At 62.6% G+C, this 12,712-nt stretch carries 11 protein-coding genes; 7 read left to right on the top strand and 4 right to left on the bottom strand.

The window, feature by feature from the left end:
* Positions 1-53 precede the first annotated feature (53 nt).
* Both J2Z31_RS02285 and J2Z31_RS02280 read right to left on the bottom strand, forming a co-directional pair.
* Positions 54-2,810, bottom strand: coding sequence for a response regulator (locus tag J2Z31_RS02285; RefSeq protein ID WP_209600258.1), 2,757 nt, complete (start codon positions 2,808-2,810; stop codon positions 54-56).
* On the bottom strand, positions 2,807-3,565 hold the full coding sequence (locus J2Z31_RS02280; RefSeq protein WP_209600257.1) for a Tll0287-like domain-containing protein: 759 nt from the start codon (positions 3,563-3,565) through the stop codon (positions 2,807-2,809). Before J2Z31_RS02280 ends, J2Z31_RS02285 begins: the two co-directional genes overlap by 4 nt.
* Before the next feature lie 222 nt (positions 3,566-3,787).
* Here J2Z31_RS02280 and J2Z31_RS02275 point away from each other — a divergent pair, with 222 nt between their 5' ends.
* The 4 genes from J2Z31_RS02275 (at position 3,788) to J2Z31_RS02260 (ending at position 6,837) form a co-directional block, all read left to right on the top strand.
* Positions 3,788-4,390 (top strand): nutrient deprivation-induced protein, encoded by a 603-nt coding sequence (locus tag J2Z31_RS02275; RefSeq protein ID WP_209600256.1) that lies wholly within the window; start codon positions 3,788-3,790, stop codon positions 4,388-4,390.
* Positions 4,383-4,802 (top strand): phage holin family protein, encoded by a 420-nt coding sequence (locus tag J2Z31_RS02270; protein ID WP_209600255.1) that lies wholly within the window; start codon positions 4,383-4,385, stop codon positions 4,800-4,802. Before J2Z31_RS02275 ends, J2Z31_RS02270 begins: the two co-directional genes overlap by 8 nt.
* Positions 4,799-5,773: a DUF3618 domain-containing protein gene (locus J2Z31_RS02265; protein ID WP_209600254.1), complete on the top strand. Its 975-nt coding sequence runs from the start codon at positions 4,799-4,801 to the stop codon at positions 5,771-5,773. The genes J2Z31_RS02270 and J2Z31_RS02265 overlap by 4 nt, the downstream gene beginning before the upstream one ends.
* Before the next feature lie 68 nt (positions 5,774-5,841).
* Positions 5,842-6,837 (top strand): YihY/virulence factor BrkB family protein, encoded by a 996-nt coding sequence (locus J2Z31_RS02260; protein WP_209600253.1) that lies wholly within the window; start codon positions 5,842-5,844, stop codon positions 6,835-6,837.
* Between the two features lie 19 nt (positions 6,838-6,856).
* Here J2Z31_RS02260 and J2Z31_RS02255 read toward each other — a convergent pair whose 3' ends face one another.
* Both J2Z31_RS02255 and J2Z31_RS02250 read right to left on the bottom strand, forming a co-directional pair.
* Positions 6,857-8,065, bottom strand: a complete 1,209-nt coding sequence (locus tag J2Z31_RS02255; RefSeq protein WP_209600252.1) for a TIGR03862 family flavoprotein — start codon at positions 8,063-8,065, stop codon at positions 6,857-6,859.
* An 11-nt stretch (positions 8,066-8,076) separates the two neighbouring features.
* A complete protein-coding gene (locus J2Z31_RS02250; protein ID WP_209600251.1) occupies positions 8,077-9,105 on the bottom strand; it encodes a substrate-binding domain-containing protein in 1,029 nt (342 codons plus the stop codon).
* A gap of 373 nt (positions 9,106-9,478) precedes the next feature.
* Here J2Z31_RS02250 and J2Z31_RS02245 point away from each other — a divergent pair, with 373 nt between their 5' ends.
* The 3 genes from J2Z31_RS02245 (at position 9,479) to J2Z31_RS02235 (ending at position 12,693) form a co-directional block, all read left to right on the top strand.
* Positions 9,479-10,741 carry an ABC transporter substrate-binding protein gene (locus tag J2Z31_RS02245; RefSeq protein ID WP_209600250.1) on the top strand — a complete coding sequence of 421 codons (1,263 nt, stop codon included), beginning with the start codon at positions 9,479-9,481 and terminating at the stop codon, positions 10,739-10,741.
* 138 nt (positions 10,742-10,879) lie between these two features.
* Positions 10,880-11,863, top strand: coding sequence for a carbohydrate ABC transporter permease (locus J2Z31_RS02240; RefSeq protein WP_209600249.1), 984 nt, complete (start codon positions 10,880-10,882; stop codon positions 11,861-11,863).
* Positions 11,863-12,693: a carbohydrate ABC transporter permease gene (locus J2Z31_RS02235; RefSeq protein WP_209600248.1), complete on the top strand. Its 831-nt coding sequence runs from the start codon at positions 11,863-11,865 to the stop codon at positions 12,691-12,693. Before J2Z31_RS02240 ends, J2Z31_RS02235 begins: the two co-directional genes overlap by 1 nt.
* Positions 12,694-12,712 lie beyond the last annotated feature (19 nt).

Genomic DNA, 12,712 nt, shown 5'->3' with positions numbered 1-12,712 from the left:
CTCCTCCGGCTATGCTCCTAAAATCGCCAGCGTGCGCGAGGCGCAGTAGCGGTTCATCCGTCGGCGACGGCCTCCCCGGCCGTTTCGCCTGATCCGATCTGGCGCTCGAGCGCGGCGACCAGTTGAGACCTGCTGGTTGCGCCCTTGTTCACGACAGCGACCGCGCGCTCGCGCAACCAGCTCAACTCTTTTGCGGACAGATCCTTGGATGTGACGACGACCACCGGAATGTTCTGGAGGTCCGGGCTCCTCTGCATCTCGTTCAGCGTCTGGAAACCGTCCATCTCCGGCATCAGCAGATCGAGCAGAACGAGGCGTGGCAGGAGTCGCTTCATCATTTCGATTCCGCGCACGCCGTCTGCCGCCTCGTGGACCGTCCAATTCCGCTTCACCAGGATCCGTCGGAGAAACTCGCGGGAAGCCTGATCGTCGTCGATGACCAGGACCTCGCGGTTGCTGCCGCCGTGCGCCTCGATCGTCTGGATCAGCTTGTCCGTATCGATGGGCTTGGTCAGGTACTCGACGGCGCCGAGCGAGAGGCCGAGTTCCCGATCCGCCAGGATCGTCGCCAGGATCACGGGGATCGTGCAGAGCTCGGGATCGCTCTTCAAGGTCCGCAGTACGGACCAGCCGTCCTGGTGGGGCATGATGATGTCGAGAATGATTGCGGCGGGTCGGTGCGCCCGGGCGGCAGCCAAGCCTTCCGCGCCGCTTGCCGCCTCGATCGAGGCAAGCCCCGCTTCGGCGAGCGCCTTGGCGATCAGCTTACGGGCAGCCGGATCGTCGTCGATGACAAGCGCGGTGCGGCCTGGCGTGATCATCGCCGACAGCTCGGTTGACGTTGCCTCGTCCGCTTTGCGCTGGATCCGCGCCGGTACTTCCATCGTGAACACCGAGCCTTTTCCCACTTCGCTATCGACTTTGATGACGCCACCGATCATTCGGCAGAAACTGCGGGTGATGCTCAGGCCCAAACCTGTGCCGCCGTAATTGCGGGTCGTCGAGGCATCGGCCTGCGTGAATGCGTTGAAAAGACGGTCTTGCTGTTCCGGCGTCATGCCAATCCCGGTGTCGGAAACCTTGAACACGAGCCAATCACCGTTTGCTCGGTTCTCACGCCGGACCGAAAGCTGCACCTGACCGCCACTGGTGAACTTGGCTGCGTTGCTGAGCAGGTTGAAGAGGTTTTGGCGAAGTTTCGTTTGATCCGAGTGCATCGTTCCAAGATCGCCATCGAGGTCCTGTATGAACTCGTTCCGGTTCTTCGCCATCAGCGGTGCGACGGTGGCGCTCACGTCGCGGAGCAGGTCGGTGAGGTCGAATGTTTCGAGGAAGACCTCCATCTTGTTCGCCTCGATCTTCGACAGGTCGAGTATGTCGTTGATGAGCGACAGGAGATGGCGGCCAGCGGAGGCGATTTTCTCAAGGTCCGGAACGAGATCGTCCTCCTCGTGATCGCGCGCCTCTTCGATCAGCATCTCGCTGTAGCCGATGATGGCGTTCAGCGGCGTACGCAATTCGTGGCTCATCGAGGCGAGAAAATGGCTTTTGGCCTCGCTTGCAGATTCGGCTTTGCTCTTCGCGCGTTCGAGCTCCACTTGCCTCTGCTTGAGTTCAGTGATGTCGGTATAGACTGCGACCGTGCCGCCATCGGGAATCTTGCGCTTGGTGATCCTGACCCATTTGTCGCCGACTCTCTTCTCGTCCGAAAGCCCCGCCGGATCCCGGTGACGGCTCAGGCGGTCCTTGAGCCACTCCTGTGGCGACATGCCCTCGAGATCTGCCTGGCCGCTTGCGAGGTTCTGCTCCAGCACCTCGCGGAAGCTCTTGCCGCGCAGCTCGCTCGGGCTGTGGCTGGAGAAAATCTCGCAATATTTGCTGTTCGCGACCAGAATCCTGTCGTCCGGGTCATAGAGAACGAATCCATCGGAAATCGCCTCGAGCGCCGCGGCGATCGTCCGCCTCTGCCGCTCTGCTTCACCCTCGAGCCTTTGCTTTTCGATCGCGCTTTGGCGGAAGAGCGAAAGCGTCCTTGCCATTGCCCCGAGTTCATCGCCTCGCCCCTCGGGGATTTCGACGTCGTAACGGCCTTCCGTCAGATCTCCGATCACGCGGTTGAGGCGCCGGAGTGGAACGACGATGGAGCGCAGGACGAGGAACGTGAGAAATGAGCCGACCAGCACGAGGACACCGACCAGAATGGCAGCGGCAGTGGCGGTCTTTTCAGTTTGTGCCACGACCTCGGCGCGGGCGGCATCGGCATCGGCCTTCACCTGCTCCACGAGCTTGTTGAGATTCTCATCGACACTGCTGCTATGGGTGCGTGCCCTTGCCAGGAAGGCGTTGCCGACGATGCGATTGTCCTGGGTGTAGCTGTCCGCCGCCTGCAATGCCGTTTCGACATACGCGTCGACCTCGGTGCGGATTTCCTCGACGGCCGCAGGCGCATGTTTGGCGAGGCGCTCCAGCTGGACCTGCAGGCGCTCGCGAGCCTGGTCGGCATTTCGCTGCGAATTCATCAGCAGGCTGACGGAGAGGTCGGTCAGCCAGTACCGCAGATCTCCGAAGGCGACATGCGCTGCGGTCGCTGATGCCGCCCGGTCGAAAAGCTCTCTCGTTTCGGCCATGCGCTCGGCGCTGCGATAGAGAGCCTGGGTGAGAAACACGGATGAGAGGACAAGGCTGATCAGGCCGGCTGCAGTCAGCGCAGCTACACGGGCCGAAATCGGCAGGTTGGCGAGCCGGCTGGCCGGTCCTTTGTCCGGCGGGGCAGCCCCGCTCGACCGCAGCTCGTGGCCGAGCGCGCTCATTTGAACAAGACGATGCTGATGGCACCGCCCAGGTCACCCGCCTTGCCACCTTCCTTCGGATAGCCGGTAATGTCGATTTCGCCCTTAGGCCCGCCGTGACAGGAGAGGCAGGATTCCGTGTAATATTCCGGCAGTAGCATCCGGAAAGCCGGGCGGCCGTTCACCTCGGTCACTTCCGTATAGGCATCGCCCTTTGGTCTCTCGGGATCCGAGAAGGCCTCGTTGATGACTCGTGTCTCCCAGGCATCGGGAAGGGACTTGCGGTTGCGCACCAGAATCTCCGGGGCCGTTACGCGGACCAGCGCTTCGTTCCCCATCTTGGCGGTGAATTTCTCGTTCATCAGGCGGGCGAAGACGGCCGGGACGAAACCCTTGAATCCAATGCCCGGTCGGTTGATGTCTTCCTGCTGCTCGTCGATGACTTCCCGCATGGACTCGATCTGCGCCTGGAGCAATGTGCGATCGCGCTCCGCCAGATCATCCGGGATCAACTGACCGCCGGTGCGCTTGGCATAAAGGGCAGTCGCCTCCGCGGTGAAGCGCGCGCCGTCGAGATGTTTGTCTCCAAGAGCCGGGTCGTTGATGAGCGGCTGGAAGTTCGAAAGCACGCTTCGCGCGGCCCTCAGCAATTCGGCGAGCCGCATTGCCGTCGCCAGATCGGCGGCCTCTTCAGCCGAGGCGGAAGGCAAGAGGAGCGTGCAGCCGAACAATGCCGTGAAAACGCTGTTACGCGCCAAGGCGGTCAGAGCTTCCATTTGGCGTCCCTCCCGAGGAAGCATAAGGCGCAAAGATATCACAGGAAGAACAAGGGAAGGAGTCATGGGCGAGCATGCGGAAGGAAAACCGGCAGATTCCTGCAGTATGAGCGGCAACCGCACTGATAAAACCCTCGCTCGCATCTCCACATGGAACAAGGCGGCCCCTGGATTGTTCGGATTAAGTGAGAATTGACCCGTTTTGTGATCGGGAGGATCCAGATGAGCAACGACGAAAGCGACCGAGGGCCGGGCGACCCATCGCGTCTGCCGCAGACCCAGCCCGCAGGTGTCGGCCGTCCGGCTGACGAAGGCGTGACAGCCTCGGGCGAGAGTGAGCCGCCGCGCGGCCTCCAGCAAGCGTTTCGCGAAGACCTCGATGAGGCCTGGAAGTTCGCGGACGAGCAGGCTCAGCAAGTGAAGGCGGCGGTCAGCCGCACGGCTGAAGACCAGAAGAACGTCCTGGCGCGCCAGTTGAGCGGCGTGGCAACAGCGCTCGAGAAAGTCGGCAGCGAACTGGAGCAGTCCGAACAGCGGGACCTCGGGCGATATGCCAGGCAGATTGGTAGATCGCTTCAGGGGTACGCCCGCGACGTCGAGGAGCGGAAGCTTGGCGAGATCGCTGGAAAGGTCGAGGACTTCGGTCGAAGGCAGCCACTCGCCTTTCTCGGCCTTGCAGCGATCGCCGGACTGGCGACCAGCCGCCTGCTCACGGCCTCGGCCGAGCGGCGCGACCGGCAAGGCGGTGTCGGCAAGCCGTCTGCGCAGACACCCCATGCAGGTGCCGGGTTCCAAAACAGCAAGGAGGTACACCACAGTGGCTAATGTGCGAGAAGAGCGCCCTTTGTCGGCACTCATGACCAGTCTGGTAGCGGATATCTCCGGCCTCTTCCGCAAGGAAATAGACCTGGCGAAGACGGAGGCATCCGAGAATTTAAACCGTGCGATAGGAAGCCTGGAGACGCTGCTCATCGGCCTGATCTTCGCGATTGCGGCCGTTGGCGTGCTCCTCGGTGCGGCGGTCAAGGGGCTCGCGGCCTACTTCGTCGCCCAAGGCATGATGGAACCAAATGCCGATGCGTTGGCCGCCGCAGCCGTCGGCGTCGTGGTTGCGATCCTGGCCTGGATCATCGTGTGGCGCGGCCTCACAGGGCTCCGAGACAGAAGCCTCAGGTTCGACCGCACGGCGACATCGCTGCAGCGCGATTTGGACGTGGTTAAGGAGAGAGTGCAATGAACGACTTTTCGCACGCGCACTCGGCAGCCGAGCTGCAGCAGGAGATCGAGGCCGACCGCCATCGCATCGAGGAGAAGCTCCACGAGATCCAGGCTCGCATGTCGCCCGGCCAATTGATGGACGAGGTGATCAACTACGCCAGGACGAGCGGCGGAGCCGAATATATGACCAATCTCGGTGCCGCCCTGAAGTCCAATCCCCTCCCGGTTGCCTTGATGGGCATCAGCGTTGCCTGGCTGCTGGCCAACCCTGGCTCCCGCGCCCCGCGTTATGCTGCCGACCGGGATCAGGCGGACGAGTATCCGCTGGCCAGCGTCACCGGCTCGGTCAAGCGGATCGCGCCGGTCGAGGAAACGTTCGGCGAGCGCTACAGCCACTTCGAGGACGAAAGCGGCAATCGCTTCAGGGCGTTGACCGATGCCACCGGCCGCCGGGCCGGTCACTTCGTCGATCGAGGCGGTAAGGTTTACCGCGGTTTTGCCGACGCTGCGGGCAAGCAGATCGAGGAGATTCGCGACGAGACCGGCGCCCTCTTCGACGAGGCTTCCGGTTGGGCGTCGAAAACGTGGCGGCAAATGACAGAGTCCGCGGGCCGGATGTCCGAGTCGATCGCGGAAGCCGGAAAGTCTCTCGCCGGCAGTATGCAGGCCGCGGGCCGGACGCTGGAGGAGGAAGGTTCACGCCTGAATGCCGCCATCCTCAGACACTTCCGCGATCAGCCACTTGTCGGCGGCGCGCTTGCCTTTGCCGTCGGCGCGGCGATAGGCGCAGCACTGCCCCACACCGAGACCGAGGACGAGGCGCTGGGCGACACGTCCGACCGGATGCGCGACAGCCTCGCTGCAAAGGCAAGCGAATTGACCGACAAGGCCGCCGCCGGCGCCGAAGGCGTCGTGGAGAAAGCAAGCGACGCAGCGCTCGAAGCTCACGATGCCGCACGGGATCGCCTGCGCGAAACATTTCGGGAATGATCGCCCGCCCCGGCCGCCAGCCGGGGTACGGGTCTTCGTAAGAGTGCTCGAAGAGGAGCGGCCCTCAGATGAATGCTCGTGACCAGCAGGACGGCGCGGCGGAAGGCACGGAGCATGAGGCGGAGAGGGGCCGGCACGCGGAAAGCCCCGGGGAAATCCCGGCATTGGGCTTCTACGATGTCTTCTGGCGCACCATCTCGCAGATCAGCGAGGATCGCGTGCCGCTGGTGGCCGGGGGCGTGACGTTCTATGTGCTTCTTTCCTTCTTTCCTGCGCTCGCCTCCCTCGTTTCCATTTACGGGCTGGTTCTGGATCCGGCCATGATTGCCGAGCAGATCACTTTCCTGGCAGCCGTCCTGCCTTCGCAGTCACTTCAACTCATTACCGATCAGTTGGACGCACTTGCCTCACAGAAGGCGTCGAACCTCAGCATCGGCTTCATAATCGGGCTGCTCGTCGCACTTTGGAGCGCGCGCAACGGGGTTGCATCGCTGTTCGATGCCATGAACATTGCCTATGACGAAACGGAGAAGCGTAGTTTTATCAAGCTGACTTTGCTCAGCCTCGGCTTCACGCTTGCCGGCCTCCTGCTCACCGCGGTCCTCGTCTCGGCGATCGCTGTCCTGCCGGCGGTCTTTGCCCTTTTGCCGCGGGATCCGTGGCTGGAAACCTTGGCGAGGCTTGTGCGCTGGCCGATCATGCTGTTGCTGATCTGGGGCGCGGTCACGCTGCTTTACAGGTATGGACCGGATCGTGAGCGGGCCAAGTTGAGATGGCTAACCTGGGGTGCACTCTTCAGCACCCTTTTTTGGCTGGCCGCATCCGTCCTGTTTTCCTACTACATCGACAATTTTGCCGATTACAACGCGACCTACGGCGCGCTCGGGGCCCTGGTCGGGTTCATGCTCTGGATCTGGGTCTCCACCATGATCGTCATCGTCGGAGCGGAGCTCAACGCCGAACTCGAACACCAGACGGCACGCGATTCGACGACCGGGCCGCCCAAAAAGATCGGCGATCGCGGCGCCCATGTCGCCGATACGATCGGCAAGCGGGTGGATTGACTGTCGCCGTGCGATCGGATCAACGCGGCGCGAGCCATGCGAGCATTCCATGCGCCGCGGCCCGGCCGATCGCAAGGCAGGCGGTCAGAAGATAACCGCCGGTCGGCGCCTCCCAGTCCAGCATCTCGCCGGCCGCGAACAGGCCGGGAAGCGTTTTGACCATAAAACCGTCATCGACGTCGTCGAGGCCTATACCGCCCGCCGAAGAGATCGCCTCGGCAATGGGGCGTGGCCGCAGGAGTGGGATGGGGAGGCTTTTGATCGCGGCCGCAAGCCGCTCGGGATCGGGTCTTACGGCGGCAGGCGCGATTTCCCGGATCAGCGCAGACTTGATCCCGTTGAGCCCCGCACCCTTGCGCAGCCGATTGGCCAAGCTGGCCTTGCCGTGCTGCCGGGCGAGGTCCCATGTCAGCCGCTCGATGCTTCTCCCGGGCGCAAGATCGACGAGGAGCTGCGCCTTGCCATCGCGCTCCAGTCCGTCGCGGAGCGCCGCCGCATGGGCATAGACGAGGCTACCTTCGATGCCGTGCCGGCTCACGACGAATTCACCGGGAAATGCGCCGGCCTCCGATGTGGCGACCACCGACTTCAACGGCTCGCCGGCGAAGCGTCCACGAAAGTCTTCGCTCCAGGCGACGTCGAAGCCGCAATTGGCGGGCCGGAAATCATGCACCGTTACCCGTCGGCTGCGCAGCCAGGGTACCCAAGCGGCATCGGAACCGAGCCTTGGCCAGCTTGCGCCGCCGAGCGCCAGCAGCGCCGCATCGGGGCGGGCGATCTTGCGGCCCTCAGATGTCTCGAACTCATAGCCGCCGTCCGCGAAGCCCGACCACCGGTGGCGGGTAAGCAGCCGGACGCCTTGCGCATCGAGGCGTCGGAGCCAGGCACGCAGGAGCGGCGAGGCTTTCATCTCCTTCGGAAAGACACGGCTCGACGAGCCGACGAATGTTTCCGTGCCGAGGCCCGAAGCCCAGGCCCGCACATCCTTGGGGGTGAAGGCATCGAGCGCCGGTCGCAGGCGCTCCGCGGCTGCGCCGAAACGGGTGACGAAACGCGAATAATCTTCGGCATGGGTGATGTTGAGGCCGGATTTGCCTGCGAGCAGGAACTTGCGCGCAGCAGTCGGCATCGCCTCGTATACGGTGACCGCATGGCCATTTGCGGATAAGACCTCTGCCGCCATCAGACCAGCGGGCCCGCCGCCGATGATCGCAATCGTTCTCTTCAACGCCGGCCTCTTCAAGACTTTGCTTCAGTTGGTGCCGGGCCGGTTGACTCGCGCAAGATGAGTTCGACGGGCCAGAGCTCGTGAATTTCGCTCGCGGGTCTGCCGCCGAGCAGCTGCAGAACGAGATCTGCCGATCGCGCTCCAGCCGAGCGCATCGAGGACCGGGTCGCCGAAAGCGAGGGTATCATGTTCTCCGGCGTCAGGTAGGGGAAGACGTCGTCATGGGCGATCACCGAGATATCGCGCCCGATGGTAAGCCCGCGAGAACGCACAGCACGGTAGACCCCGAGCGCAGTCATCATCGAGCCGGCGACGAAGGCGGTGGGGCGAGGCGATTGCTCGAGGTAGGAGCGTGCAAGGCGAAAGCCGAGTTCGTCGGTGAAGTGCCCATGCGCGACAAGCCGCGGGTCGAACGCAATGCCGCGCTCCTGCAGCGCATCGCGGTAGCCCTTGTCACGGTGGAGCGAGAACGTTCTTCCGGCCGGACCGTTGATCATCACGATGCGCTTGTGTCCGAGATCGACGAGGTGAGAGGTCGCCCTCCGCAGGGCACCTTCATTGTCGATGTCGAGCCAGGCATGCGGCACTTCGGTCTCGGAGCGGCCGTGGACAAGGAAGGGAAACCCGAGATCATGCAGCAGAGCGATACGTTCGTCGTTCGGCTTCGGAGAGTGAACGACGACGGCATCGACGCGGCCGCTCGTGGCAAGACGGCTGTATATCGGGATTTGGTCGGTGGAGTCGCGATCCGTGGTCGGGCTGACGAGGATGTCGATATCCTCCCCGTCCAGCCGTTCGGCCATGCCGCTCATGAATTCGGCGAAATGGAATTCGCCGGTGCGGCCCATCACCACGCCGATCGCGCCCGCCCGGCCGGTGACCAGGCGCACGGCATTGATGTTCGGACGATAGCCGAGGCGTACGGCCTCTTCCGCTACTCGCTTGCGAGTCTGCTCATTCACCTCGGGATAACCGCCGAGCGCGCGGCTGACGGTTGTCGGCGAAAGGCCCAGGTGGCGGGCGAACTCCTTCAGCTTCATCTGGGCGTCTAATCCCTTAACCCCGTTGCCCGATCAGGAATATACGCCTTCGTCGCCAGGGACAACCGATCGTCGATCATCGCTCAAGACACTGAATACGGGTTGCCAAGCCCAGTCGGTATCAAGCCAAAGCGTTTTCAATAAGTTGCTGCGTGAGTGGTTTTTAAGTGGCAGAGCTTGATGCTCCAGCAGCAGTCGTCAACAGCGTAACGCTTTGAAGCAATAACGACAATTTCGATGTGAACAAGTTTGGCGCGCTGGGGGCTCCTGCGTATTGACAAATTTCAGGCCTTCTGACAGCTTTTTCCAACCAAACCGTTTTCGAATTTTGAGGAGTCTTCGAGCGGTTGGAGATATGGAGGAGCGATCGAACATGACCCTGCTGCTGAGGACCCTGACTGTATTCGCCGCACTTGGCACTGCCGATCTGGCCGCTGCCGCGGAGCTGTCGCTTGCGGCCAACACAACCGGCAAGAATGTGAGTTTCATGCGTGAGCAGCTCGGCCGCTTCGAGAGGCAGACGGGCCACAAGGTCAATCTCGTCACCATGCCGTCGTCGAGCAGCGAACAATTCAGCCAGTATCGCTTGTGGCTCGCCGCGGGAAACAAGGACGTCGATGTCTACCAGACCGACGTCATCTGGGCGCCGCAGCTTGCGGACCAGTTCATCGACCTGACGGAAGCGACGAAGGATGTGGTCGGCGACCATTTCCCCTCGATCATTCAGTCGCAGACCGCCAACGGCAAGCTCGTCGCGCTGCCGATCTTCACCGATGCGCCGGCGCTCTACTACCGCAAGGACCTGCTCGAAAAATATGACAGGACGCCGCCGAAGACCTGGGATGAAATGGCGGCAACCGCCAAGGAGATCCAGGAGAAGGAGCGCGCCGCGGGGCAGGCGGATATCTGGGGCTTTGTCTTCCAGGCGAATGCCTATGAGGGACTTACCTGCAATGCGCTGGAATGGATCAAGTCCTCCGGCGGCGGCCAAATCGTCGAGCCGGACGGCACGATTTCCGTCAACAACGAAATGGCGGCCGCCGCGATAGATCGGGCCAAAAAATGGATCGGCACGATCGCGCCGGGGGGCGTGCTCGCCTATCAGGAGGAGGAATCGCGCGGCGTCTGGCAGACGGGCAATGCCGTGTTCATGCGCAACTGGCCCTATGCCTATGCGCTTGGAAATGGCGATGACAGCGCCGTCAAGGGCAAGTTCGAGGTCATGCCGCTGCCGGCCGCGAACGATGGCGAGGAACCTTCTTCGACGCTTGGCGGCTGGAATCTCGCAGTATCGAAATACTCCGACGAGCAGGAGGCGGCGATCGAGCTTGTGAAGTTCCTGTCTTCGAAGGCGGTGCAGAAGGAGCGGGCCCTGCAGCTCTCGCAACTGCCGACGATCGCCTCGCTCTACGACGACCCGGACGTCGCTGCTGCGCAGCCCTTCATGCCGAACTGGAAGCCCATTTTCGAGAGCGCGGTGCCGCGGCCGTCGGCGGTCACCAAGGTCAAATACAACGAGGTTTCCTCGAGATTCTGGAGCGCCGTGCACAATACGCTCTCCGGCAACGGAACTGCCGCCGAGAATTTAGAACTGCTCGAGATCGAGCTGACCGAGCTAAAGGGCGACAGCTGGTAAGCCTCCCCGAGGCACGGAAGCGCCGATAATTCGCATCTGCTTCCGCGCCTTGCAGCCGTCGCCGGGGATGGCGGCCGCACCGGCCGCCATCCCTACCGAAACAGCGGCGAAAGCCGCACGGAGAGGGGAGCCACAGTCATGACCGATCTTGCCGTCGCGGATCCGCCGGCTGCACTCGGGCGCCACACGCAGATTCATTCGGACCTAAAAGCGCAGCGCGTCCGCTCCGCCTGGGTGTTCCTGGCGCCGACGCTTCTCGTGTTGGCGCTCGTCGCCGGCTGGCCGCTCGTCAGGACCATCTATTTCAGCTTTACCACTGCGTCCTTGACCAATCCCGCAGGCGCTGAGTTCATCGGCTTCGACAATTATCTCACCTGGATCACGCTGAAGAGCGGCCGGACCATCTACCGTGGTCTGCTCGCCGATCCCGCCTGGTGGAACGCCGTCTGGAACACTCTGAAGTTCACCTTGGTCTCCGTGAGCATCGAAACGGTACTCGGACTGGTGGTGGCACTGGTTTTGAACGCGCGATTTCCAGGCCGTGGCCTCGTGCGCGCCGCCATCCTCATCCCCTGGGCGATCCCGACGATCGTGTCCGCGAAAATGTGGGCCTGGATGCTGAATGACCAGTTCGGCATCCTGAACGACATTCTGCTCGGCCTCGGGCTGATCAGCCAGAAGGTCGCCTGGACCGCCAATCCGGATACGGCGATGATCGCCGTTCTGATCGTCGACGTCTGGAAGACGACGCCTTTCATGGCGCTCCTCATCCTCGCCGGACTGCAGATGGTGCCGGGCGATGTCTACGAGGCCGCGAAGATCGACGGTGTTCATCCGGTGAAGGTATTCTGGCGGGTGACGCTGCCGCTCATTCGCCCGGCGCTGATGGTCGCTGTCATTTTCCGCATGCTCGACGCGCTGCGCATCTTCGACCTGATCTATGTGCTGACCCCCAACAACGCCCAGACGAAGACAATGTCGGTGCTGGCGCGCGAGAACCTTTTCGATTTCGACAAGTTCGCCTACGGCGCCGCCGCCTCGACCATGCTCTTTCTCATCATCGCCGCGATCACCGTCCTTTACATGTGGTTCGGGCGGGTCAACTTCGAAGGAGAACGCTGATGGCCGTCACCGTCGTAAAGCGTGCCGCCTTTTACGCCCTGGTCGTGGTGATCATCGTAATCGCGGTCTTTCCCTTCTATTATGCGGTGCTGACGAGCCTCAAATCCGGCACTGCCCTCTTCCGCGTCGATTATTGGCCGACGGAACTCTCCCTCGCCAATTACACGAGCGTCGTTTCGCACGGCAGCTTCCTGCGCAATCTCGGCAACTCATTGCTGGTCGCGACCTCGGTCGTCGCCATTTCCCTGCTGCTTGCGGTGACGTCCGCCTATGCGCTCGGGCGGGTGCGGTTTCGCGGCCGGGCCCTGCTGCTACTCACCATCCTGTCGGTGTCGATGTTTCCTCAGATCGCAGTGCTTGCCGGCCTGTTTGAACTCGTGCGCTCCGTCGGCATCTTCAACACGCCGCTGGCGCTGATCTTTTCCTACATGATCTTCACGCTTCCGTTCACCGTCTGGGTGCTCACCACCTTCATGCGCGACCTGCCGGTCGAGATCGAGGAGGCGGCGATCGTCGACGGTGCCTCGCCCTTTGTCATCGTCACCCGCGTCTTCATGCCGCTCATGTGGCCGGCGCTGGTGACGACGGGACTACTCGCCTTCATCGCCGCCTGGAACGAGTTCCTCTTCGCGCTGACATTCACCTCGTCCGACACGCAGCGCACCGTGCCGGTCGCGATCGCGCTGCTCTCCGGCAGCAGCAACTTCGAGATCCCCTGGGGCAACATCATGGCCGCGTCGGTGATCGTCACGGTGCCGCTGGTGATCCTGGTGCTGATCTTTCAGCGGCGGATCATATCCGGACTCACGGCCGGTGGCGTTAAAGGCTGAGCATTTTTCAGTCAGCTGG

The organism is Sinorhizobium kostiense (assembly GCF_017874595.1).
GTDB classification, from domain to species: Bacteria; Pseudomonadota; Alphaproteobacteria; order Rhizobiales; family Rhizobiaceae; genus Sinorhizobium; species Sinorhizobium kostiense.
The sequence above is the reverse complement of the archived record's forward strand: the minus strand, read 5'-3'. Positions and strand labels throughout refer to the sequence as shown.

Excerpts from the sequence above, each read along its gene's own strand:
- J2Z31_RS02285 (WP_209600258.1), bottom strand. The coding sequence starts at position 2,810 with ATGAGCGCGCTCGGCCACGAGCTGCGGTCGAGCGGGGCTGCCCCGCCG.
- J2Z31_RS02280 (WP_209600257.1), bottom strand. The coding sequence starts at position 3,565 with ATGGAAGCTCTGACCGCCTTGGCGCGTAACAGCGTTTTCACGGCATTG.
- J2Z31_RS02275 (WP_209600256.1), top strand. The coding sequence starts at position 3,788 with ATGAGCAACGACGAAAGCGACCGAGGGCCGGGCGACCCATCGCGTCTG.
- J2Z31_RS02265 (WP_209600254.1), top strand. The coding sequence starts at position 4,799 with ATGAACGACTTTTCGCACGCGCACTCGGCAGCCGAGCTGCAGCAGGAG.
- J2Z31_RS02260 (WP_209600253.1), top strand. The coding sequence starts at position 5,842 with ATGAATGCTCGTGACCAGCAGGACGGCGCGGCGGAAGGCACGGAGCAT.
- J2Z31_RS02250 (WP_209600251.1), bottom strand. The coding sequence starts at position 9,105 with ATGAAGCTGAAGGAGTTCGCCCGCCACCTGGGCCTTTCGCCGACAACC.
- J2Z31_RS02245 (WP_209600250.1), top strand. The coding sequence starts at position 9,479 with ATGACCCTGCTGCTGAGGACCCTGACTGTATTCGCCGCACTTGGCACT.
- J2Z31_RS02240 (WP_209600249.1), top strand. The coding sequence starts at position 10,880 with ATGACCGATCTTGCCGTCGCGGATCCGCCGGCTGCACTCGGGCGCCAC.
- J2Z31_RS02235 (WP_209600248.1), top strand. The coding sequence starts at position 11,863 with ATGGCCGTCACCGTCGTAAAGCGTGCCGCCTTTTACGCCCTGGTCGTG.